Origin of the sequence: Protofrankia sp. BMG5.30, assembly GCF_001983005.1 — a bacterium.
GTDB lineage: Bacteria > Actinomycetota > Actinomycetes > Frankiales > Frankiaceae > Protofrankia > Protofrankia coriariae.
Genome location: NZ_MOME01000009.1, coordinates 43,601 through 65,904 on the forward strand (window position 1 = coordinate 43,601; position 22,304 = coordinate 65,904).

The following is a 22,304-nucleotide window of genomic DNA, read 5'->3' on the forward strand; positions in this document are numbered from 1 at the left end:
CATGCCGATGAGACCTGCCGCATCGATGTAACACATCGCATCGATACGGCACTGGTCGACGGCGCGGCACGTGTCCATCATGGCCTGTCGCATGCTGACGGCACGGCCGTCCGCCGCTGCGCCCTCCCGGGGCGTGGTGCGCGGCTGACCGGGCGGTGGGGCATCAGCCGGTCGAGCGGGAGTTGGGCGGCGGTTGACCGGAGGCGGGGTGTCAGCCGGTCGGCGTCCGGGTATGGCTGCCAGGGCCGTGAATGTCGGCAGCGAGCAGGCACAGATCGTCTTCCCGGCCGCTGGGGCCGGCGACTTCTGTCAGCAGCCGGTCGCAGAGAGCGTCCAGGCTGAGTGTGTCGGACTGTGCCGCGACCGTTGCCAGGACGGCGAGCCGGTCGGTGATGGAGGCGTCCCGGCGCTCCACCAGGCCGTCGCTGTAGAGCAGCAGGCGGGCTCGGGTCGGCAGCGTGACGGTGTCCTGCCGGTAGGCGAGGTTGTCCACGGCGCCGAGGATCGGGCCGTGGACAACCTCCAGGAAGGCCGGGCAGTCACCGTCGAGGAGCAGCGGCGGCGGGTGGCCCGCGCACGACCAGGTCAGCGTTTTCTCGGCCATGTCGAGGCAGGCGACCACCGCGGTGGCGTAGACCGCCGATTCGCTGGCTGCGAGGTTGGACGACAGCTGGCTGGTGATCATGGCGGGAGGATGGCTGAGCAGCGCGTAGGCGCGCGCCGCGTGCCGCAGTTCGGCCATGACCGTGGCCGCCCGCAGGCCGTGGCCGCCGACGTCTCCCACGATCAGGGTGAGCTCGCCGGTCGGGAGTACCAGCGCGTCGTACCAGTCACCGCCGACGTCGACGTCCCGGCCGGCGGGCAGGTACCGGGCGGTCAGTTCCACACCGGCCAGCTCCGGTAGGCGCTGGGGAAGAATCGCCCGTTGGAGCGCTTCTGACACCGACAGTTGTTTCTCGTACAGGCGTACCCGTTCGAGGGCGTGCGCRCAGTGCCCGGCGAGGGTGGTCAGGAAGGCCCGCTCGTCGGCGTCGAAGACCCGATCGCTCTCCCACAGCAGCACGATCACTCCGATCGGCTGCCCGGAGACGATCAGTGGGATGTGGGCTATCCACGCGACGGCGGCCGCTTCGAGCAGGGACATGGCGTGCGGATAGTCGGCCAGGTGCTCCGCCCGGGAGTCGAAGCGGGCCCGGGCCGTGCGCAGGACGTCCGGGGTGGCCGCGGTTCCCCGTGCGGAGATCAGCTCCAGGAGCCGGCTGATCCGTTCGGACTGGACGGTCGGGGTGACCACCCGTACCCGTCCCTCGTCGCCGACCAGCATGATGATGGCGCAGTCCGCGCCGAGGTCGTCCCAGGCCGATCGGACGATCACGTCCGCGACATCCGGGACGGTCAGGGCCTGGCCGAGCGCGGCGGTCACGTCGAACAGCTGGCGGGCGCGGCCGAGCGCCGACGACAACGACGTGATCAGTGCCGCGCGGTGTGCCTCCGCGCGGCGGCGCTCGTCGACGTTGCGGAAATACGCRGTTATCCCCTCCGGGGAGGGGAACAGCCGGACCTCGAAATGCCCGCCGAAGGCCGCGTAGTCGGCCTCGGACTCCACCGGCAGCTGGGTGTCCAGCGCCTGCAGGTACAGCTTTTCGAACGCCGGCCCCATGAGCGACGGTTCAAGATCCAGAAACTGTTCGCCCACCAGCTCACAGGTGTCACAACCGAGCAGTCGGCTCATGACCGTGTTGACGAACACGAACCGGCTGTCGTTGTCGAATACCACCACGCCGTCACTGACCTGCTGCAGAGCGCGTCCAGCCTGCTCGCGGCCGGCGCGCAGCCCGGTGGTGTCGGTACAGATCCCGGCCACGCGCACCACCCGGCCGGCGTCGTCGCCGACTATCCCGCCGCGGACCTGGAGCCAGACAGGTGAACCGTCCGGGCGCACCACCCGGAACTCCTCGAGAAAGGACTCGCCGGTCGCCAGCACCGTGTCCATCCGCGCCCGCAGGAACGGCAGGTCGCTCGGGTGCACACAGGAGAAGAAGGCCTCGGCCGTCCCGGCGAAGGAACCCAGCTCGACACCGTGCAGGTCGGCGGTGCGCTGATCCCAGCGCAGCCGGTTGGTGGCGACGTCCCACTCCCAGATGCCCACGCCCGCCGTGTCCAGCGCGAGCAGCACGCGTGCCGGCCCGCCGCCGTCGGAGCCGGGCGGCGCCGGCAGGTCGTTCGCATGTCGGTGAAGCCGGGGTCTGTCGTCACCACCCGATCCCACGTCACGCTCCCCACTGACTGTCGGCGTTCCCGCCTGCCGGCGTCGCCGGCCCGGGGCACACCCTGATGACCGACGGCGACAGCTCAGGTGGGGGGGAGCTGGTGGATCGCGACTGGTCCGCGGGGTCTCACGGGTAGGCATCGGCCCGGCTCGACAAGTCAACCACGAGGCATCGTGCCTCGTTACCCGATAGGACAGAACAGTCCATTATCCCGCCGGATTACCGCCAACAGCGATCACAGCCGTGTGGGCGTGCTCACTGCCGCGTGGCGTCCCACCGAGTGTGGATCACCAGCGGGTCACTGTTCGCGGATGCCGATGCGGTTGTGCAGGGCGCGCAGGGGGCGGGGCGCCCACCAGTTCCAGTCGCCGGCCAGGCGCATGAACGCCGGGACRAGGACGGGGCGGACGATCAGGGCGTCGAGGAGGATGGCGAGCCCGGTGCCGAGGCCGAAGAGTTTGATGAACGACACCCCGGAGACCAGGGTCGAGAAGAAGGACACGGCGAGGATGAGCGCGGCGGCGCTGATGATCCGTCCGCTGCGGGACAGACCGGTGATGACGGCCTGCCGCAGCGTGGTGCCGCTGTCGTGCTGTTCGCGGATACGGGCGAGGACGAAGACGGCGTAGTCCATGGACAGCCCGTAGGTGATGCAGAACAGCAGGACGGGGATGGCGACCGGAAGAGGTGCGGGGGTGATGCCGAGCGGGCCGGCGAGATGGCCGTCCTGGAAGATCCAGACCATGGCGCCGAAGACGGCGCTGAGGCTGAGCAGGTTGAACACGAGGGCCTTGAGCGGCAGGACGACGCTGCCGGTGAGCAGGAACAGAACGGTGAAGGTGATGATGGCGATGAGGGCGAGGRCCAGCGGGAGATGGTGGCCGATGGAGCCGGTGATGTCGAGGAGCTGAGCCGCCTGGCCGGTGACGAGAACCCGGTGGTGCTGGGGGACGGGGGCGGCGCRCACGGCGTGGGCGAGGTGGGCACCGGCGGGGGAGTAGGGCTCGGTGCGGCTGAGGATGGAGAACCAGGTGGCGGCGCCGTTGGCGAAGCGGGCGGCGGTGGCCGGGGTGGGTGGGGTACTCAGGCGGCCGGCGGTGTAGGAGCCGGCGGCGCTGTCGACGCGGTCGACACCCGGGATGGCGGACAGCCGGCTGGCGTAGGTGGAGGTGTCGGTGGCGGCGGCGGGGCCGGTGCCCCAGGTGGTGGCGATGATGGCGAGGGCGCCGGTGGCGGGGGCTGCGAAGTCGGCGCGCAGCCGGTCGGCGGTCTGGCGGCTTTCGGCGCTGGTGGGCAGGACACGGTCGTCAGGGACGCCGAAGGTGACGTGCAGGAAGGGGACGCCGAGCAGGAGCAGGACGGCGAGGGTGGGGATGGCGGTGCGGGCGGGGTACCGCCAGGCCACGGCGGCGACCCGGCCGACCGCGCTGAGGCCGCTGGTCTGGCTCCTGGCCCGACTCCTGGTCCGGCCCTTGGTCCGAGTCGAGCGGCGGCGCCAGGGCAGCGGCCAGCGTTCGATCCGGCCCCGCAGCAGGAGCAGCAGGGCCGGCAGGATGATCAACGCCCCAACCAGGGTGATCGCCACGACCGCGACGCCGGCGAAGGCGAACGAGCGCAGGAAGTACTGTGGGAAGACCAGCAGGCAGCACAGGGCCGCGGCGACGGTGGCGGCGCTGAACACGATCGTCCGGCCGGCGCTGCGCATGGTCGCGTCCAGGGCTGCGACGGTGCCGTAGTGGCGTCTGCGTTCCTCGCGGTAACGGGAGATGAACAGCAGGCAGTAGTCGATGGCGAGCCCGAGCCCGAGCGCGGTGGTGAGGTTGACCGCGAACACCGAGACCTCGGTGAGGGTGGCCAGGATTGCGAGCGCGCCGAGCGTCCCGATGATCGACAGAATACCGATGATCAGCGGGATGCCCGCCGCGACCACGGTGCCGAAGACCACCAGCAGCAGGGCGAGAGTGACCGGGATGGCGATGGATTCGGCCCTGGCCAGATCCTTGGTGACCTGCGTGTTGATGTCGTTGTTGATCTGAGTGAGCCCGCCGAGGGAGACGGTGACGCCGTCGGTGGGGCCTTCCGCCCGGGTGAGCAGGTCGTGCAGCCGTCCGGTGTGCTCGGCGCTTTCGTCCTGGTCACCGTCGACATGGGCGACGATCAGGCCGACGTCGCCGGAGCGGCCGCGCAGCTCGGCCACGGGCGTCTCCCAGTAGGAGGCCACCACCTGCAGGCCCGGCTCGCGCCGCAGCGTGGCGRTGACGTCCTGTCCCTTCGTCCGAACCGCCGGCGTCTCGACGCCGGCGGTGGAGCCGATCAGGACGACCAGGTTCGGATCGGCCGAGCCGAACCTGTCCAGGAGGGCCTGCGTGCCGCGGACCGAGTCCGAGCCAGGATCGTCGAATCCGCCGGTCTTCATCCGGCTGACCGCCCCGACGCCGACGATGGCGGCGAGGATCGTCACCACCACCGTGACGAGCAGGATCGTGCGGGGACGGGTGACGATGGCGCGCAGCAGCCGGCTGCGTATCCGCGGGCGTACCCGTGGGTGGACGGCGGGGCCGCGCCCCACGCCTCGCGGCAGGGGGACCCGGGGCCGGTGCCGTCCGGTGGCATGAGGCTCGTGGAGCTGGGATTCCGGCGATGAGCCACCGTGTGGTGGTGACGTCTTCATCGCGGTGAACCATCCTTCCGGTCCGGGCGGAGCGTGTCCTCGGCCCAGCCGGCCGCGACCACAGTACCCAGCGCGCCGCCCGTCATGCTGCCCAGCGCGCTGCCCGGCGCACTGTCACCGGGGCCGGAAATCCGGCCGGTATCGGTGCCACCCGGGTTCTCCCGACTATTCCGATGGTGTTGGTTCCCGAGCCGCGAACGGCTTTGCGCGGTATCGCTGAACTGCCCTCCTGGCTGCTGCGGCAGGCACCGGAAAAGATCTCCGCCGGCCGCTTCCGGAGATGAGGAGGCAAGCTCGACGATCGCGACTTCGTTCACCAGAGTTTTCCCCGACGATTGGTTTCTGTTGAGTGCTCGTGCCGATGGTAGGGCAAAACCTCGGCGTGGCATCGGTGCGGACCTCCCCGTCGATTCGTCGCCATCGCCCACGCCGGCGGGCACCAGCCGCTTTTCGGTACCGGACGTCGCCGCCCGTCCAGATACGGGCAAACTGTCTATATCAGTTGTGTGATTTATCTCCGGTGATGTTCCGGGGATTCCGCTGACGGGCTTCCGGCCGGTTCGTCCATGGCCGTGTCACGGCCCGGGCCCGGCCATGGGCCGTTCGGTGAACAGGGATTCGTACCGGCTCCGGAACCAGCGCACCGCAAGGTGGGCCGGTGTGTTCTACCGGACACTGGCCACGGGTGTTTGTGGCCGCCCAGTATGGTTGGTGGCCKAACCACCGAAAGAGCCGACGGTGAGCGGATCATGCTTCTTTCGCGCCCAGGGATTCGGGAGGCCCGGCCTCCGGCCATACGAGGAGAGGCCATGACGACCCGGTCCACCCTCACGGCTGGCGGATCCGGGCGGCAGCTTGCGACGGTCTTCCTGCTGATGCTCGTCGTCGGGGCTGTTCTCGGCGGGACGGCCAGCTATCTGACCACGAAAAGTGCTCAAAACGGCGATCCAGGTGACATCATCATCGATACCGCTCCTGAATCACCGCCAAGTGCGACAGCGAGTGTGTCGACAGCGCCCGTTGGCGCGGGCGTCGTCCCGGTCGCCGGTGTGTCACCGGATACCGCGCCGGCCGTCCCGGCCGCCCTGGCCTCGCTGGCCGCCAGCACGCCGGGCTCGAGCGCGCCGCCCGGTGAGCAGCCCGCGGGCCAGGGCGCGGAGCAGGGCGCCACCGCCGTTGGCGGCCGTCCGACCGGTGGCCCGGACGTGCCGGGACCCGCCTCGGCGTCCCCGACGCCCGCTCCTACGAGGCGGCAGCCGACGCCGGGCCCGGCGACCACCGCGCCCGAGCCGGCCAGCACCACCGCGGCGCCCGGGCCGGTGCCGTCGTCCGCGGAGCCGACGCCGGTTCCTCCGCGGCCCAGCCGGTGACGTGTTCTGACGGTCCAGAACCAATTTCTGACAGCAAGGAATAATTTCTGACGGTCAGGGGCCGGGGCCGTTCCGGCTGTTTCCGCCGGTACCGGGCCCGTTCGATATCCTGCAGACTTTCCAGCGCAGTAAAATCGTGAACATAGATGCTGTGACGATGGTCGGGTCAGGCCGATACCCCGACTGGTCGGACCGGCGGCCCGGATATTCCGCGCCGGTGCCGGCGCACGGTATGCTCCGGCTCGCGGCCGGGTTGCCGCATCCGCCGCCGCATCCGGCAAAGGGGCGCAGACTTCCTTGGAGCACGTTGACGGCAGTTCCGTGAGCGGGCCGGCCGGGAATGTCCGCGACATGTCGGTGGTCCCGGGATGCCGGCCCTGCGGCGGCAGGCGGGACAGTTGCCGGTGGGGAGCTTCACGAGCTCTCCGGACCCGGCAGCCGTCCGGCCCCCGGCCAGTCATGTGGAATGCCCGGAGACGGCCTTTTATCAGGAACAACGTGAGACATGTCAGAACGTCCTGACCGGTTTGCCATCGATGTGCCGCCGCGTCTTCTCGTCGGACTGGGCAGTGGTATTCTGTTGCTTGTTGTCCTTGCTTTTGCCGAATCGCTGGATCTGCTTGCGTTCGCCGCGGTCCTGAGCTATCTGGCAATCTACCTGTTTTCGTTCGTTCTGCTGCGCCCGCCCCCGGAGCGGGATGTGGAGCCGGCGCCGGTCAGCACCCGCCGGCAGTCCACCGATAATCGTGACCAGCCATCCTGAGGCGAATCCGCCTGGCACCGCTCGAACCTGTTGCCGGGTCAGGCCGTCTCGTTGRCCAGTCGTACGAGTGCTCCGCCGGCGCGCATGAGGTCTGTCAGGTCCTGCTGGTCCAGCTGCCGCAGCCGCCGGAAATACCAGCCGTCGACGATGTCGCGTGAGCGGGCGACCGCGGCAAGGCCTTCGGCGGAGATCCGCACGATGAACTGCCGGCCGTCGTACTCGTCGTGTTCCCTGATCACTAGGCCGCGTTCGGCGAGAGTCGCCAGCGCACGGGTCATCGATGGTTTGCGTACGCCTTCCAGATGCGCGAGCTGTGTCGGAGTCAGCGGGCCCAGCCGTTGCAGTGTGGACAGGGCCGATATCAGACTGACCGGAAGTGCCTGCGGATCCCGTTGTCGTTCGGCCCGCTGTGCGCGCGCAAGTCTGGTTATCGACGTTCGCAGCGCGGTCAMGAATGCCGGGTCGATACGGCTGCCTTTGTCGTTCTCGGGTAGGCCTGAATCCCCGTCGACGGCCGGGGACGGCCGGCGTCCCACGGACGGCGGACTGCTGGTTGACTGCACGGGCACGGTCATTGCCCCATGGTAACGATGGTCCGGTCCGCCGGCGGGCCGAGCGCACCTTCCCGGCGGGACGGCCGTGACATTCCCGGATCCAGGATTTTTCGCGCCGATAATGCCCTGGGTCACGACAGTCGGTCAGGCGATATGGCGACAGCGGTATCCAGGGGAGATTCCATGGTTACTGGTCGCCGTAAACCAGCGGAATTCACTGGTATCCGTAGGTGGTCGCTACTCTTCACTGGATTACGCATGGTCCGGTCACCGCTGTTCCAGAAGCCAGGCCAGGGCGCCCGGGAAACGGCCCGGGGAACCTTCTCGGTCGCTGCTGGTTCATGCCGTGCCGGGTTCGTGCTGTGCCGGTTCACAGCGCGCCGTCGTGGTCCGCGGTGGGCAGGGTCCGCCGCCGATCGTGGCGGTCCCGGACCCGCTGGTAGATCTCCAGGGAGAGGTTGAGAACGAGGCGCCCCTCATGGGCCGAGCGGCGGAAGGTGTCGGACTGGATACCGAAAAGGCGGGCGGCCCGTTCTCGGCGCTGGTCAAGGGTCAGGCCGAGGGTGCCCGGCCACAGGCACAGCATGATTCCGATTGCTTCGCTGTGCGGCTGTTCCATGGCGGCGACGGCGGCGGTGAGCATCCGGTGCGCGCGCAGCGCCCGKTCGTGGATGGCCTGCCGGGGCATGCCCGCCTCGGCGGGCCAGACCAGGTCGACGAACTCCGGAGCGTATGTGATCAGCTCGGCGGGACGGCCGCCGCGACGGAGCATCCGGATGAGCTGGTTGTGAATTTGTTGCGCTGTTGCTGTTTCCATCGTGTGATTTGGCCGTTCCTTTCCGCGTAGCCGGTCTGGTAGCTACCAGTTTTCTGTACCAGTTCGCCGCGCGGTAGGTGTTCGGGGGACTACGTCGGTCTCTCGGCTACCAGTTTGATGCCATTCTCGTGTCGGTTTCCGTCCCGACGATCGACTTGGGATCTACCAGACACAGGCGCTGCATTCTGCCACGGCGCTGATGTTCACTGTTCCGTGACAGGCGAATCCTGCCCCAGCGGGTGTCGCCAGTGACGCTGTCCAGCGAAGCCGTCGAGCCGTGCGTCGCTCGTCATGACAGCCGCCTCGAACAGGAAGTGATCCCCGGAAGTGATCTCAGGCAGCGATCTGAAGGGCTGGCGATGACAAACTGTGACGATTCCAGGTCCGGATGCTCGCGGAGGCGGGGCAGGCGTATCCGCCCCGTGGACGCTGTGGGCACAGTGGATGCCGTGGATGCCGTGGATGCCGTGGATGCCGTGGATGCCGTGGATGCAGCGGACGCCGTACCGTGGCCGGAAGGAGTCGAAATGACGGCCGTACCGCTGTCGCGGCAGTTGTCGCGGCAGCCGGCACGGCGGCCGTCGTCCGGGCCCGCGGCGGAATCGCCACCATCGCTGTACGCGGCGGTTCTCTTCGGTGGGGACGACCGATCGACCGTCACGGAGGTGGTGATTCTGTTTGAAAGCGCCGCCGCTGCCGACGGGTATGCCATGGAATGCGGCTGGGACGACTATGCTGTCGGTGCCGTCCGTTTCCATCTTCCGCCGCGGATCCGCAGGGTCCGGTGGGTGGCGTGAAAAGGCCGCTGAATCGATCGGGCCGGTGGTCCGCCCACGCGGTGGTGTGGAACGGGTTTACACCGGGGTGCGGCAGGCGGAGATGAACTGGGTCAGCGCCTCCACCCGGTCTGATGGTGCGTCGACGGCGTGCCTGATGACCCGGATCAGATGYTCGTAGGCGTCGGTATGGTCGTATCRTGCGGTGTCCGCGATCCGCAGCGCCCACCGCCAGTATCCCTTGATGGTGTCCGCCAGCGGCATCCGGAAGTTCGCTATCACGTCCCGAATCGGTTCCACGACGGCGTCGCCGTACCGGATCAGATATCGCTCCACCATGTCTGCCATGAACGAGAAGTGACGGGCCTCGTCCCGGCTGAGCCGGTTCAGGATCTCCGCGAGAACCGGCTCGTCGATCACGGCGCGGAGCTGCTGGTAGTAGAGCTGCGTCGCTTTCTCCTGCACGAGGGTGTAGGTGAACAGCGAGACCGGACTGTCGAAGGGCAGGATGAACCTCCGCCGGCCTTCCTCGGCGAGCTCGAGGCGCAACCGTTCGGGTTCGGCGAGCCCGGAGGCCACCTGATAGCGGAAGAKAGCGCGGGCATGAGTGTCCTCCTCCTGCGCCCAGCGGACCGTGAAGTGGTACAGCTCCCGGTTACGGACGAAGTCCGCCGGGTCGACATCCTCGTCGAGGGGGAAGAACCGGTTGTAGAGAGCGAAGTAGCCGGGAAGGTGATCCTCGATCAGAGTGACGAAACGGACCGCGGACCGTTGCCCCTCGGTCAGTCTCCCGCAGTCCGCACTGCTCCAGTCGAAGTCGCCCTCCACGTCGAAGCGGCGTGCCGATGGCGAGGCAGCCATGAACGAGGTGACCGCATGCTCGATGTCGGCGGCCGGCAGGAGCCGGCTCACATCCTGTTCGGACGGCACTGCCGCCGGGGTTCCGTCCACGACGGTCATCGATCCTCCCACCGCTTTTCCAACATTCTTGCTGGCCCGACAGACGGCCACCGGGCCGGAGCGGCGACAGTGTCGCAGGTCGGGGAATATGCCCTGGTCCAGCAGGCCGGAGTGCCCCTGACAAAGGCCGAAAGGCGCTGTGATCGTATTTTTGTCACGCCCGGGATTCCGTCATCGTGTCTTTCGGCACGTCAGGGCGTAGTGCTTGGTGGTGTAACCCCACCCGGCGTTGGCGATCTCCAGGTAGCGTTCGAGTTCGCCGGTAAGACCCGGTCGGATCCGTTCGATGTCGTCGGTGGCGGAGCGGACGTTCGTCAGYCAGTCGTCGATCGTGCGGCGGTAGTCCGCGGTGAGGTCGTCCAGGCCGACGATGGAGAATCCGGCGTCCTCGGCGCCACGGACCAGGTCGGACAGCGGGCGCATGTCTCCCCAGCCGAAGATTGTTTCGCCGACGAACCGGGTGCCGGCGCGACGGTGGAACGCCCCGTGCGCGGCCGCGTTGCGAAAGCAGCTTTCCGACACGTAAAGGGTGCCACCGCGACGCAGCAGCGCCCGGGCCCTCGCGAACACGGCGGTCAGATCGGGCATGTGCACGATGGATCCGAGCATGGTCACCGCGTCGAAGCTGCCGGCAGGCAGGTCGATCTCCTCGAAATGCCCCTGCCAGGTGCTGACCTGGTCGGCCACGCCGAGTTCACGGGCCCGGCCGCTGATGTAGGCGTGCTGGCGGGCCGCCGGGCTGATGCCGGTTGCCCGGCAGGCGTGTTCCCGCGCCATGAACAGCAGCAGGGAGCCCCAGCCGCAGCCCACGTCGAGCAGCCGCTCGCCGCCTCGCAGCCCCAGGCGCTCGGCGACGAAGCGCAGCTTATTGATCTGAGCGTCCGCCAGGGTGTCCGTCTCGGACCGGTACAGCCCGCAACTGTACTTGCGCGACGGGTCGAGGAAGAGTCCGAAGATCTCCGGGTCGAGGTCGTAGTGCTGGTTGGTGTCGGCGAGGGCGGTGTCCGTTCTCGGGCCTGTGATCGTCATCATGACGGATCCGGTGTGAGGACCTTCGCCACCACCAGCGCGATGTCGTGGACGGAGGAGATACCGAAGACGTCTTCGTCCTCCAGTTCGATGTCGAAATGCCGCTCGATTCTGGAGATCATCCGGAGTACCTTGACCGAGTCAGCCCCCTCGATCGAGCGGAGGTCGGTGGCCGAGGCCACGCTGTCGGCGGCGAGGCCGAGTTCGCCGGTCACGATGTCGGTGACAACAGCGACGATCTGTTCATGGGTGACGGACAATTTTACTCCAAAACATATTTTGCCCCACAGCACAGGGTTGCTGACGGCGCGAAAAGGATGGTCACGCGATCTCTGGCCGGATCTGTCCCGCTGGCCAGACCGGCCGGACCGGATACGGCCGGTGTCATACCAGTGCTTCGGCCAGCGCGCGCCGGATACGCGCGTTGCTGGCGAGGTCCAGACCGGTCAGGGCGCCGAAGGCCCGGCGGATCTTCACCTGGAGGYGGTCGAGTTCGCCGGCACCGCCGACCTTGGTCAGGAAGAACTCGAAGCCGGTGTCTATCGTTTCGTACTCGCGCAGTTCCGGCAGTTCGCTTTTGAAGACGCTTACCGGATGCCTGATCCGTGTGTCGGAGGTGTACACATAGAGCGTTTCGAGCACCGACGGCAGCTCCCGCGGATGTGCGGCCAGCCGCCTGYGGGCGAAGTAGATGAACTCGCGGGCGTGGGCTGCCTCGTCCCGGCTGGCGTCCCGCATGATTGTCCGCAGCACCGGTTCGGCCACCCAGTCCGAGACGGCCCGGTAGACGTGGTTCACCGTCAGTTCCGAAATGATATTTGTCGCGAGGGTGGCGGCCGGTGTCGTGCCGGGCGCGTACGGTTCCCGCATCGCTTCGACCGGAGCCGCGTCGATGTGGACGTCCAGAGCTTCCAGCCAGGCCCGGAACGCGTAGTGGTGCTGAAGTTCCTGAAAACCCCAGATCGCCACGAACGCGGAGAAGTCGTAGTCATCGACGAATTCGTTGAAAAAGCCGTGCTGGGCGGCTATCGAGTTCGACTCGCCCATCACCGCGCTTTTCGCCAGCGTGACGTAGTCGGGGTCGACCAGGTCACGATCGATCTCGTCGAACGGCAGGTCGGCGAGTTGCCACTGATGACGTTCATACTGGCGGAAGACATCGTAACTGTGCATCGGCTTCCTTCGCGGACTTCGCGTGCGGGCTGCTGCGGGCTTCAGGGCCGGGCCGTCCCGGGCTGCCCGCGTGGGGGTCACGGGCGTGCGGGCTTCGTGGCCRGAGCACATCGGGCTGCTACATCGGGCTCTGCTACACCGGGCTCTGTTGCGCTGGAGAACTGGGCGGCGGGCCCGCGATGTCAGAGCGGAGACTTCCATGATTGTTCGCGGATGGCCAGGCGTTGGAACTTGCCGCTGGATGTGCGGGGGAGCGTGCTCGGGGGCACCAGGTGTACCGCCAGGTCGGACAGGCCGAGTGTTCCGGTGATCTGGGCGCGCAGGTCACCGGCGAGYCGGTCACGCGCGGCCGGGTCGTCGAGACTCGTCTCCGCGAGCAGAGTGATCACTTCCGCCCCGTCGCCGTCGCTTCCGTCGGCACCCTTGCCGCGTCCGTCTCGGCCGCCGTCACGATCACTGTCATGGGTGCGGCCGGCAACGGCCACGCAGCGGCGCTTGAAGACCCCAGGGATGTCGCGGGCGATGCCTTCGACGTCCTCGGGGTAGAAGTTCGCCCCATGAACGATGATCATTTCCTTTGTTCGTCCCGTGACGAACACGTCGCCATCCAGTCGGAAGCCCAGGTCTCCGGTGCGCAGCCAACCGTCCGCGGTGAAGGTGTCGTCGTCGGTCCCCTCCGCCAGCAGATAGCCGGACGTCACCGGATCCCCGCAAATCTCGATCTCGCCGACCTGTTGGTCGTCGACGGGCAGCCTGCCGGCATCGGGGCCGGAGAGCCGCAGGTCGACTCCGCGTACCGGCCGGCCCACAGCGACGACGGCCCGCGCGTGTGGATGCCCGGGGGGCACCTGCCAGACGCGCCCGGCGTTGGCCAGCAGGTCCCGGTCGACCCAGACCGACACCGGCGGCCGGCCCAGCGGAGGAAAGGTGACTGCCAGCGTCGCCTCGGCCATCCCGTACACCGGGAACATCGCCTCAGGGGCGAAACCGGCCGGCGCGAAGTGTTCCAGGAACCGTTCGACCGACGCCAGGGCGACGGGCTCGGCGCCGTTGAAGGCGACCCGCCAGTGCCGCATGTCCAGCCCCGCCACCTCCAGCGGGGGCATGGCCGCGACCAACTGGTCGTAGCCGAAGTTGGGAGCGGGGGAGATCGTCGCCCCGGACGCCAGGAACTGGCGCAGCCATCGCGCCGGGTCCTTGACGAAGGACGCGGGTGACCACACCGTCATGGGGACGTTGCGCAGGATCGCGGACAGGGTCGCGAACAGGCCCATGTCGTGGAAGAGGGGCAGCCAGCTCCCGCCTCCGTCGCCGTCCCGGCCGAGGGCGATCCCTTCACTGATCGCTTCGAWGCCCGCGAGCGTGTTGGCGTGGGTAAGCCGGACCCCCTTGGGAGCGGCGGTGCTTCCCGAGGTGAACTGGACGATGGCCATCTCGGCCGCGTCGACCAGGGGCAGCCGCCCGGACGCAGGCGCGGCTGCCAACAGATCGCCGGCGCAGACGAAGGCCACATTGCCCACGGCGCCGTCGAAACGGCTGGCCAGCCCCCGGAAGCGGGAGGAGACGACCACATCGCGGATGCCCGCGACCGACACGATCCGCGCCAGCCGGTGCGCGTGCCCCGCCAGATCCCAGGCCGCCGTGGGCAGCGGCAACGGGCAGGCCGCCGCGCCGGTCCTGGTGATGGCGAACAGCGCCTGGAGGAATTCAGGCGCGTTCTGGCTGAAGATCCCGACCCGGCTGCCAGGCCCGATGCCTGCCGCGGCCAGCGAGCGCGCCATCACGCGGGTGGAGTCAGCGAGCTCACCGAGGGTGATCGACGCCGGCTCAGACGGGAAGTCGACCCGGGTGTCCCTGCCGTGGGCGGCGACCCGGTCAAGCGCATCGTGCAACGTGCCGGTGACCATGCGGCCTCCCTCTGTCCACGAAGAGCCGGCCGTCGCCTTCTTCGCGCCGTCGCCTTCTTCTCGTCGCCGTTTCTTCATGTCGCCGTCTCCGGTGACCGCCGGTTGGGACGTGCGCACTGGGTGGCCAGTGGGCGAATCGTGCCCGCCGTGCCGTGAACGCCGTCATCGGCAAAATTGTTCGGCGGCGTGCCGAAGACCGTCAATGGTTATTTTCCGATCGTATAGATCCATTCGGGAAAGCTATCGGACGAGGCCGGATCCGATGGTTTGCGGGCAGGATTCCCACACCATTTGTCGTCGCTTCGTGCCTCGTTCACCACCGAGCCGTGACGGGCTGGACGAAAGCTGGGGAAAGCGGCCGGTGAACATCCTGCCGTAATGTGTCGGACGCCGGTCAGGCGGTGGCCGAACCGCTGCCGGTCCGACCCGCCACGAAGACTCTGACCCGCTACGAAGACAGCGGCCAGAGCATCGCCAAGGACCGTTGGGATGCCGAGGACCGTTGAGAACGGCCCTCGCTCCGCCCTGCCGGGTGCCATGAACTCCACGGCGCTGCGGGCCTGCGTCACCGCGGGGGTGATACCCGCCGAGGGGGTTCCAGGCCACAGACCGCTGACGAGCGTCGCGCCGGCTCCTGGACGGGTGTCGACGGTGCCGCTGGGCCTGCCAGACGTACCCGGCGCACACCCCGGGCCGGGGCACGGCATCCCAGCGGCACACCCGGCCTGCTGAGCGGCGACGAAGGCCGGACGAAGGCCGTGAGCAGTGACGATAAGCGTTCGTAATCGTACGTCTGAAAGTTACTCGTTGCCAGGGCCGCGGGCTGCCAGCAACATCGCTGGAACCGGGGGAACCGTGCGCCCCCAATTCCCAAACTCCAAAGTTCCCCGACGGCATCACGAAGATCCACGCACCGCGCCGTCGGAGCGCCTCGGCGCACCACACCACACCAGTACTCCGGGGTCCCTGGATTCCGGTATTTCAGAAGATCGGATATTCCACAGATGCATCTCACCGTCCTCGGCTGCCGTTCGGGAATGCCTTCCGGTGGCCAGGGCAGTTCGGGTTATCTCGTGAGCACTGACAGCACCAGGATCCTGCTGGACTGCGGTCCCGGTGTGGCGCTGGCGCTCAGCTCGATAGGGCATCCAAAAATGTTGGACGCGGTAGTGATCAGTCATTTCCACCTGGACCACTGCTACGATCTGCTGCCGATCGGAAAAACTCTCCTGAGCCGGCATGCGCGGTATGGCGCGTCCTTCCCCACCCTGCCGGAGATCCGGGACGCCGCTGACGCCGCCCCGCTCACGCCGATTCCGCTCTATGTGCCGGCCGGTGGGCGCGCGACCCTGCGGAAGCTCGCGGAGCTTTTTCCGGTGGCGACCATTCCGCTGCTGGACAGGGCGTTCGACCTCGCCTTTGACGTACGGGAGTACGTCCCGGGCGAGAGTTTCACGGTGGGTGACTGCACGATCAGCATGCACGCGCTGCGGCACGCCATCCCCAACTGCGGTGTCCGGCTGGACGGCCCGACGGGCAGCCTCGCCTACACCGGCGACACCGGTTGGACCGACGCGTTGATCCCCCTGGCCCGCGACGTGGACCTGTTGTTGGCCGAAGCCACCCTGGAGCTCGCCGACAACGGGCCGCACGGTCATCTGTGCGCCACCGACGCCGGTACCGCGGCGGCCGAGGCAGACGCCGGGCAACTCGTCCTGACCCATTTCATCTCCGCCGACTCGCGGTGGCTGGCGGCCCGGCAGGCCGATGCCCGCCAGGTCTTCGCCGGCCCGGTGCACATTGCGGCGCCGGCCGCCCGGTTCGACACGTGGATTCCCGGGGGCATTCTCGGATGATTCCCGGGACCGCCCGCGGCCGGCCCCGCGCCGGCCAGCCCGTACTGCCGGCCGCTGCGCCTCCGGCCGATGTCCCGGGAGGCGGACGTGGCTGACGATGCCCGGTCCGTCGGCTGGCGCCCGTCGCCGGTGGAGATCTCGGTGGTGTGGTGCGATTTCGGCGGTGTGCTGACCTCCCCCATCCCGGAGGCGTTCGACCGGTTCGTGGCCGCGGCGGGGGTGCCGGCCGCGGCCCTGCGGTCGGCCATCGACGCCGTCGCCGGCGAGCGCGGCATGCGGATGATCGAACCGCTGGAACGCGGGCTGATGACGCAACACGAGTGGGGCCTGCGGGTCACCGCGGCGCTTGCCCCGGAGTGGACGCCACGGGTCGACCTGACCCGTTTCGGCGACCACTGGTACGAGGGGCGGCGGATGAACAACGCCCTGCTCGGCTGTTTGGCCGACTGCCGGCGCCGCGGGCTGCGGGTGGGGCTGCTGACGAACAGCGTGGCCGAGTGGGAACCGCACCGCGCGGCGCTGATGCCCGACGCGGGCGTGTTCGAGGTGACCATCAACTCCCACGAGATCGGGCTCCGCAAGCCCGACCCGGAGATCTACCAGACGGCTGAGGACGCCTTCGGCGTGGCGCCCCGGCAGTGCCTGCTCATCGACGACACACCGGTCAACTGCGCCGCCGCCCAGGCCCGCGGCTGGCAGACGATCCTGCACAGCTCGCCGGAACAGACCCTGGAGCACCTGGCGCGATTGTGACGGTAGGTGTCCCACCCGCACCGGGGCAGGGTGGACAGTCGGCTACTGCGCGTTTCGGGCTGTGTCCACGGGCTGCARCAGGCAGGTGCTCGTTCCGTGGGCTATCAGCTTTCCGGCGGGGTCGGTGACGCGCGCTTCCGCGAGCGCGGTCCGTCTGCCGACGTGGATCGCCAGGCCCTCACAGGTGAGCTGGTCCGCGTCCAGTTTCACCGACCGGACGAAATTGACCTTCAGCTCGAGCGTGGTGTAAAGAATCCCGTCGGGGAGCCTGGTGAAGACCGCGCTCCCCATGGCGGTGTCCATGAGGGTCGCGAGAACTCCGCCGTGCACGGTGTACATCGCGTTGGCCGTGGCCGGTGAGGGCGCGAGCGTGTAGACCGTCCGGCCCTCGTCCACCGACTCGAGGGTGATACCGAGTGAGTGGCCGACCCCGATTCCGGCCTGTAGACCGTAATCCAGCAGCTGCCGTAGTTCCCGAATGCGGTTCTGCGCGGCGGACTCCTCCCGCGTTCCGTTCACCTGCACGGACTCGCCTCCTTTGTCTCCCGCCGTGCTCTTGTCTCCCGGGGCTCCAGTTGCCGTGTTGCCGGCCGCGATATTCTGCACGCCACCCGCATGCGGCCCCGGCTCGTCCCGCACCCGGGACGCTCGTCACCGGACGATACGCCGATATCCGCTGGAACAGGACCACGGAACGGTGGACCGCTGGTGAACGTTCTGTTGCCCCACGGTGGGTGAACGAGCTTTTCCATTTTCCCGGATTTTCATTTCCGGGAACGGAACTGTCCGGAAAGCGGCATGGACGGCTGTTCGGCCGGCGGGATATTCCTGGCTGTGCCGGCCGGCGCCGGTCACCGGCCCAGCCGGCGCTACCCGCACCTGCCTGGATCAACCCGCCGTCGCAGGCAGCCGGGCAGCCGGGCGACGCCCCAGAGCAGAACACTCGGTAGCTTTTACAAGATTTCGTCTCGTTGGTGTCGACAGGTTCCGCCGCCGTGAGCCGGCAGTCGAACCGGCCGGGTGCCGTGGGTGCCCGTTCGCTACCCGACAAGGCCGGCTACCCGGATGTGTCGCCTCTGGTCAGAGCCCGGGCATCCTTCATCAGAAGGAACAGATGGAGCGGGTGGGTGGGAGACGGTTCGAACCCGAAATGCAGGTAGAACTGCCGAGCCTGGTCGTGCAGTGCGTGTACGAGCAGGCTCGCACACCGACGATCTCCGCTGCCGCGGTGGTACGGGTGATCGCGTTGCGTAACAGGTGGGCCTTACAGGTGGAACGGAAATCCCTGACGGCAGGCCGGTGACGGTGGGCTGGTTGAGGTTACGCGACGCTTGGCTGCTGTGGCTCCGCCGTGGGTATGGCCCGGCTGGCGTGATCGCCCCGTTCGCGTAGCACGATCACCGTCACGACGGCACCGGCCAGCGCCCCGGCCGCGGCGACGATGAAGGTGACGTTCATCGAGGTGACGGCATCACCCCGCTGTGGCGAGAGGACACCCGCGAGCGCCACCCCGAAGACGGCCCCGAACTGCCGGAACGTGTTCATCGCGCCGGACGCGGTACCGGCGAGATCGGCCGGTACCGCGCTCATCATCGCCTGGATCGCGACCACACCGCTGGACAGGGGTATGCCGGCGCCGAGCAGCACCAGCGCCCATCCGTAGGTGAAATAGCCGCCCGCGTCCTCGACGAGGGTGAGTCCGCCGAGCCCGGCCGCCACGAGGAGCAGGCCCAGGAGCATGGTCGTGCGGGTCCCGAGCCGGGCCACCACGGCTGCCGCGCCCATCGAGGCCACGCCGAGGAACCCGGTGAGCGCCAGGAAACGCACCCCGGTTTCCACCGGTGACAGGTGCCGGGTCTCCTGGAGGTACACGGTCAGCAGGAACAGCACCGCGTACATGCCGAACAGGCCGAGGAAGTTCACGACGCAGGCCACGGCGACCGCGGGAACGCGCAACAGGCGCGGCGGGAGCATCGGGTGTGAGCAGCGGATCTCCCACCGCACGAAGAGCGTCAGGATCACGGCGCTGCCGAGCAGGAGCCCGAGGATGACCGGCGAAGACCAGCCGAAGCGGCCACTTTCGATCATCGCGAACGTCAGTGATCCGCTACCGAGCACGAACAGCGTCTGCCCCACGGTGTCCGGCCGGCTGGCGGCTTCCCGGTCTTTCCGGACGCCACCGGCCGGTGCCGTGCCGGGCAGGCCGTCGTGGCGTTCGTCGACGGCCCGGCCGTTCGGGGACGGGGACGGCCGGCGGGGAGGGGACGAGGGCAGGGTCCAGGACAGGCCGGCGAGCGCCACCACGCCGATCGGTAGATTGATCCAGAACATGCTCTCCCAGCCGGCGGTCTGGACCAGCAGCCCACCGATGATCGGTCCGAGTGCCACCGCCGTACCGGCGACGCCACCCCACACGCCGATGGCACGGGTCCGTTGCCTCGGGTCCGCGAACAGTTCGGCGGTGACCGCGAGCGACAGCGGTACGACCGCTGCCGCGAACACGCCCTGRCCGCCGCGCGCGGCGATCAGTATTCCCGGGCTCGGGGCGAGCGCGCAGGCCACCGAGCAGGCTGTGAAGCCGGCGGTTCCGGTCAGCAGGGTCGCCTTGCGACCGAAACGATCGCCGACTGATCCCGCGGTCAGCAGCAGGCAGGCAAAGCCCAGGGTGTAGGCGTCCAGGAGCCACTGGGCGGCGGTGACGTCGGCGTGGAGATCGGCGCGGATCGCCGGCACGGCGACCGGAGTGATGCTGGCGTCCAGATAGACCACGAAGGTCGCCACGCAGACGAGCGCGAGYCGGATCGAAGGACTGTCGCGGCGCGACGTCGAAGCGGGTGTTCCGTCTGGCCTCATGAAAACATCCCCTGCCGGTGGTCATCTCATGACGTGTGGCATGCGGCACTCGCGGTGGGTTCCAGAAATCGGTCGTACGATAAGATCCGACATTTTTCGTGGCTGGTCGTACGTGCGCGAAGCTGTTCCGCCAGTGTAATATCCGTGTGTGCGCGGACGAGTCGAGATTGCCAGGTGGTAAMCGTCACGGCAACGTTCCGGTAAATGTTCGCAAAATGGCTGGCCAAGAGAATACGTCGCCGTCGTCCCTACCGATCGTCTCCGCCGATCGGGCGATTGTGTCTGCCAAATCGACGTTGACACCGTCCCGGCAGGTTCACACACTACTGAGGTGCCCGCCGATGCCCGGCCCCAGGTTCCCGATCCGTCGTCCAACCGGCCGGCCACGGGAGTGCTGTGAACGGGCGAAGTTTTTGTGGCGGCTTTCGTGGTGGTGTTCGTCGGGGATTTTCTTCGTATTCATGCCCGTCCGCATCCCGACGTCGCCGGTGAGTTCTCGTTTCTCGACATCGGAAATCGTCGCCGCGAGTAGGTGGTTGATATGCAGCAGTACAAGTCCGGGGACGGTGTCGTTCTTCCCGGGGATCGGGGCCTCTCCCTCATCCTGGACGAGGGCGTCCGGCTGGCCCCGGACCGCCCGGTGCTGAGCTGGCAGAACGCCGCCGGCTGGCAGGACGCCAGCTACCGGCAGTTCGCCGACCACGTCCGGGCCGTCGCCAAGGTGCTGCTGGCGCACGGGGTCGCGCACGGTGACCGAGTGGCTGTGCTGGGACGGACCAGTTACGAGTGGGCCGTGGTGGACTTCGCGGTGCTCAGCATCGGCGCGGTCACGGTCCCGATCTATCCGACGGCATCCGAGCAGCAGGTGCGCCACCTGCTGGTCGACTCCGCGGCGAACTGGTGCTTCACCGAGACCGAGGAACAGCGGGTCCAGCTCGACCGGATCGGCGGGGCGGCCCTGCGCGTCGGCGCCTGGCCGCTGGCGGCGGTCTGGGCCTGGCGGGACGCCGACCAGGACGGGCCCTGGGACGCCGAGTTCGACGAGCGCCGCGCCAAGGTGCGCGCCGACGACCTCGCGACGATCGTCTACACCAGCGGCACCACCGGCATGCCCAAGGGATGCATGCTCACCCACCGCAACCTGTACGCGTCCTCCGCCAACACCGTCGAACACACCGGTGACCTCTTCCGCACCGCCGACGGAGAGCAGGCGGCGACCCTGCTGGGCCTGCCACTGTCGCACGTCTTCGGCCGGACGATCCTCATCGCCTGCCTGTACGGGGGCACCCGGACCGGTCTGGTGGCGGGCATCCCGGAGCTGATCGGGCAGTTCCCGGTGTTCCGGCCGAGCTTCCTCGCGCTCGTGCCGTACGCGTTGGAGAAGATCCGCAAGCGGGTACGCGTGCCCGCGGCCGGCGGGGCCGGCGTGGTCGACGCCGAGGCGGAGCGGGTCGCGATCGAGTTCGGCCTCGCCAGCGCGCGCGGGCTGCCGGTCGACGACGGCCTGCGCGCCGCGCACGCCGTGTTCGACGAGCGGGTCTACAGCCGGGTACGGGCCTCCTTCGGTGGCCGTTTCCRGGATGTGATCTGCGGCGGCGCGTCGCTCGACGACTCGACCGCGGCCTTCTACGGCGGAGTGGGGGTGCGGATTCTCAACTGCTACGGGCTGACCGAGGCCGCGACGGCGGTGACGGTGAACGTCCCGGCCACCAACCGGATGGGCAGCACCGGGCGCCCGATCCCGGGCACCACGGTGGCGATCGCGGACGACAGCGAGCTGCTCATCCGCGGCCTCAACGTCTCGCCGGGGTACTGGAAGGGAAGCCCGCAGCCCACCGACCGGGACGCGACACAGGGCGGTGAGGGCCCGTGGCTGCACACCGGCGACCTCGGCCGGCTGGACGACGACGGCTTCCTCTACATCACGGGCCGCCGCAAGGAGATCMTGGTCACCAGCGGTGGCAAGAACGTCGCGCCCGCTCCGTTGGAGGACCGCGTCCGGCTGCATCCGCTGGTGAGCAACTGCATGGTGGTGGGTGACGGGCGGCCCTTCGTCAGCGCGCTGGTGACGATCGACCCCGCCGCGCTCGCCGGCTGGAAGGCGAGCCGAGGGCTTGCCGCCGACGACGACTCCTGGAGCCACGACCCCGAGCTGCTCGCGGAGATCCAGACCGCGGTGGACGACGCGAACAGCCTGGTCTCGCGCGCCGAGTCGATCCGGGCGTTCCGGGTGCTCGCGAGCGACTTCACCGTGGCCGCCGGGCATCTGACGCCATCGATGAAGCTGCGCCGTAACGTCATCGAGGCCGAATTCGCCGCGGACATCGCGGCGGTGTACGGCTGACCGCTTCTTCCTTCCTCCTCCCCCTCCTCCCGCTCCCTCCTCCCACCGTCCGGTGAACTGGTGGAGAATTCTCCACGTATTTTTTCGGGCATTCTTCCGTACCGTTCCCGGATTATGGGTTGATTGTGTCGTCCAATCGGACGATGTGTCTCGGCAGTAGCTGTTGACTCTCGTTCCGACAGTTGTGGAAAATCGATTCGTACCACTG

General features: G+C 68.3%; 19 protein-coding genes and 1 pseudogene. 7 read left to right on the forward strand and 13 right to left on the reverse strand.

The genetic code is table 11. The annotated features are described in order from the left end of the window. Nucleotides 1–211: 211 nt before the first annotated feature. The 3 genes from BL254_RS24790 to BL254_RS25715 all read right to left on the reverse strand — a co-directional run bounded on the left by BL254_RS24790 (nucleotide 212) and on the right by BL254_RS25715 (nucleotide 5,258). Nucleotides 212–2,269, reverse strand: coding sequence for a SpoIIE family protein phosphatase (locus BL254_RS24790; protein WP_052914427.1), 2,058 nt, complete (start codon nucleotides 2,267–2,269; stop codon nucleotides 212–214). 299 nt (nucleotides 2,270–2,568) lie between these two features. Continuing rightward, complete coding sequence (locus tag BL254_RS05130) at nucleotides 2,569–4,941, reverse strand: MMPL family transporter (protein WP_076842671.1); 2,373 nt, start codon at nucleotides 4,939–4,941, stop codon at nucleotides 2,569–2,571. Next, nucleotides 4,938–5,258 carry a hypothetical protein gene (locus BL254_RS25715; protein ID WP_139342187.1) on the reverse strand — a complete coding sequence of 107 codons (321 nt, stop codon included), beginning with the start codon at nucleotides 5,256–5,258 and terminating at the stop codon, nucleotides 4,938–4,940. The genes BL254_RS05130 and BL254_RS25715 overlap by 4 nt, the downstream gene beginning before the upstream one ends. A 492-nt stretch (nucleotides 5,259–5,750) precedes the next feature. Here BL254_RS25715 and BL254_RS05135 point away from each other — a divergent pair, with 492 nt between their 5' ends. Both BL254_RS05135 and BL254_RS05140 read left to right on the forward strand, forming a co-directional pair. Then, nucleotides 5,751–6,311: a hypothetical protein gene (locus BL254_RS05135; protein ID WP_047222223.1), complete on the forward strand. Its 561-nt coding sequence runs from the start codon at nucleotides 5,751–5,753 to the stop codon at nucleotides 6,309–6,311. Between the two features lie 505 nt (nucleotides 6,312–6,816). Then, nucleotides 6,817–7,074: a hypothetical protein gene (locus tag BL254_RS05140; RefSeq protein WP_047222224.1), complete on the forward strand. Its 258-nt coding sequence runs from the start codon at nucleotides 6,817–6,819 to the stop codon at nucleotides 7,072–7,074. Between the two features lie 38 nt (nucleotides 7,075–7,112). Here BL254_RS05140 and BL254_RS05145 read toward each other — a convergent pair whose 3' ends face one another. Further along, nucleotides 7,113–7,637, reverse strand: a complete 525-nt coding sequence (locus BL254_RS05145) for a MarR family winged helix-turn-helix transcriptional regulator (RefSeq protein ID WP_175648291.1) — start codon at nucleotides 7,635–7,637, stop codon at nucleotides 7,113–7,115. 361 nt (nucleotides 7,638–7,998) lie between these two features. After that, nucleotides 7,999–8,445, reverse strand: coding sequence for a hypothetical protein (locus BL254_RS05150; protein WP_175648292.1), 447 nt, complete (start codon nucleotides 8,443–8,445; stop codon nucleotides 7,999–8,001). A gap of 527 nt (nucleotides 8,446–8,972) precedes the next feature. Here BL254_RS05150 and BL254_RS26830 point away from each other — a divergent pair. Next, nucleotides 8,973–9,242, forward strand: coding sequence for a hypothetical protein (locus BL254_RS26830; RefSeq protein WP_047222226.1), 270 nt, complete (start codon nucleotides 8,973–8,975; stop codon nucleotides 9,240–9,242). A gap of 57 nt (nucleotides 9,243–9,299) precedes the next feature. Here BL254_RS26830 and BL254_RS05160 read toward each other — a convergent pair whose 3' ends face one another. From BL254_RS05160 to BL254_RS05180, 5 genes are all read right to left on the reverse strand, one after another. Then, nucleotides 9,300–10,181, reverse strand: a complete 882-nt coding sequence (locus BL254_RS05160; RefSeq protein WP_076842674.1) for an acyl-ACP desaturase — start codon at nucleotides 10,179–10,181, stop codon at nucleotides 9,300–9,302. A gap of 171 nt (nucleotides 10,182–10,352) precedes the next feature. Then, nucleotides 10,353–11,213, reverse strand: coding sequence for a cyclopropane-fatty-acyl-phospholipid synthase family protein (locus BL254_RS05165; protein WP_076842675.1), 861 nt, complete (start codon nucleotides 11,211–11,213; stop codon nucleotides 10,353–10,355). Next, the gene (locus tag BL254_RS05170) at nucleotides 11,210–11,470 is read right to left on the reverse strand and encodes an acyl carrier protein (RefSeq protein ID WP_047222229.1); all 261 of its coding nucleotides are present in this window, start codon (nucleotides 11,468–11,470) and stop codon (nucleotides 11,210–11,212) included. Before BL254_RS05170 ends, BL254_RS05165 begins: the two co-directional genes overlap by 4 nt. A gap of 124 nt (nucleotides 11,471–11,594) precedes the next feature. Then, a complete protein-coding gene (locus tag BL254_RS05175; RefSeq protein ID WP_076842676.1) occupies nucleotides 11,595–12,383 on the reverse strand; it encodes a ferritin-like domain-containing protein in 789 nt (262 codons plus the stop codon). A 182-nt stretch (nucleotides 12,384–12,565) separates the two neighbouring features. Further along, nucleotides 12,566–14,290 (reverse strand): AMP-binding protein, encoded by a 1,725-nt coding sequence (locus BL254_RS05180; protein ID WP_076842677.1) that lies wholly within the window; start codon nucleotides 14,288–14,290, stop codon nucleotides 12,566–12,568. Between the two features lie 489 nt (nucleotides 14,291–14,779). On the opposite strand from BL254_RS05180, the gene BL254_RS25720 reads away from it, so the two are divergent. The 3 genes from BL254_RS25720 (at nucleotide 14,780) to BL254_RS05190 (ending at nucleotide 16,899) form a co-directional block, all read left to right on the forward strand. Beyond that, a complete protein-coding gene (locus tag BL254_RS25720) occupies nucleotides 14,780–15,022 on the forward strand; it encodes a hypothetical protein (RefSeq protein ID WP_139342189.1) in 243 nt (80 codons plus the stop codon). A 272-nt stretch (nucleotides 15,023–15,294) separates the two neighbouring features. Next, nucleotides 15,295–16,146: an MBL fold metallo-hydrolase gene (locus tag BL254_RS05185; protein WP_047222232.1), complete on the forward strand. Its 852-nt coding sequence runs from the start codon at nucleotides 15,295–15,297 to the stop codon at nucleotides 16,144–16,146. A gap of 87 nt (nucleotides 16,147–16,233) precedes the next feature. After that, nucleotides 16,234–16,899: an HAD family phosphatase gene (locus tag BL254_RS05190; RefSeq protein ID WP_047222276.1), complete on the forward strand. Its 666-nt coding sequence runs from the start codon at nucleotides 16,234–16,236 to the stop codon at nucleotides 16,897–16,899. A 42-nt stretch (nucleotides 16,900–16,941) separates the two neighbouring features. On the opposite strand, the gene BL254_RS05195 is transcribed toward BL254_RS05190, so the two are convergent. The 3 genes and pseudogenes from BL254_RS05195 to BL254_RS05205 all read right to left on the reverse strand — a co-directional run bounded on the left by BL254_RS05195 (nucleotide 16,942) and on the right by BL254_RS05205 (nucleotide 19,752). After that, nucleotides 16,942–17,424, reverse strand: coding sequence for a PaaI family thioesterase (locus BL254_RS05195; protein WP_043606559.1), 483 nt, complete (start codon nucleotides 17,422–17,424; stop codon nucleotides 16,942–16,944). A 532-nt stretch (nucleotides 17,425–17,956) separates the two neighbouring features. Next, nucleotides 17,957–18,162, reverse strand: a pseudogene (locus BL254_RS29255) (GNAT family N-acetyltransferase); the annotation flags it as partial. Between the two features lie 57 nt (nucleotides 18,163–18,219). Continuing rightward, complete coding sequence (locus tag BL254_RS05205; protein WP_047222234.1) at nucleotides 18,220–19,752, reverse strand: MFS transporter; 1,533 nt, start codon at nucleotides 19,750–19,752, stop codon at nucleotides 18,220–18,222. Nucleotides 19,753–20,293: 541 nt separating this feature from the next. On the opposite strand from BL254_RS05205, the gene BL254_RS05210 reads away from it, so the two are divergent. Continuing rightward, nucleotides 20,294–22,096, forward strand: a complete 1,803-nt coding sequence (locus BL254_RS05210) for a long-chain fatty acid--CoA ligase (protein WP_076842678.1) — start codon at nucleotides 20,294–20,296, stop codon at nucleotides 22,094–22,096. Nucleotides 22,097–22,304: the final 208 nt, after the last annotated feature.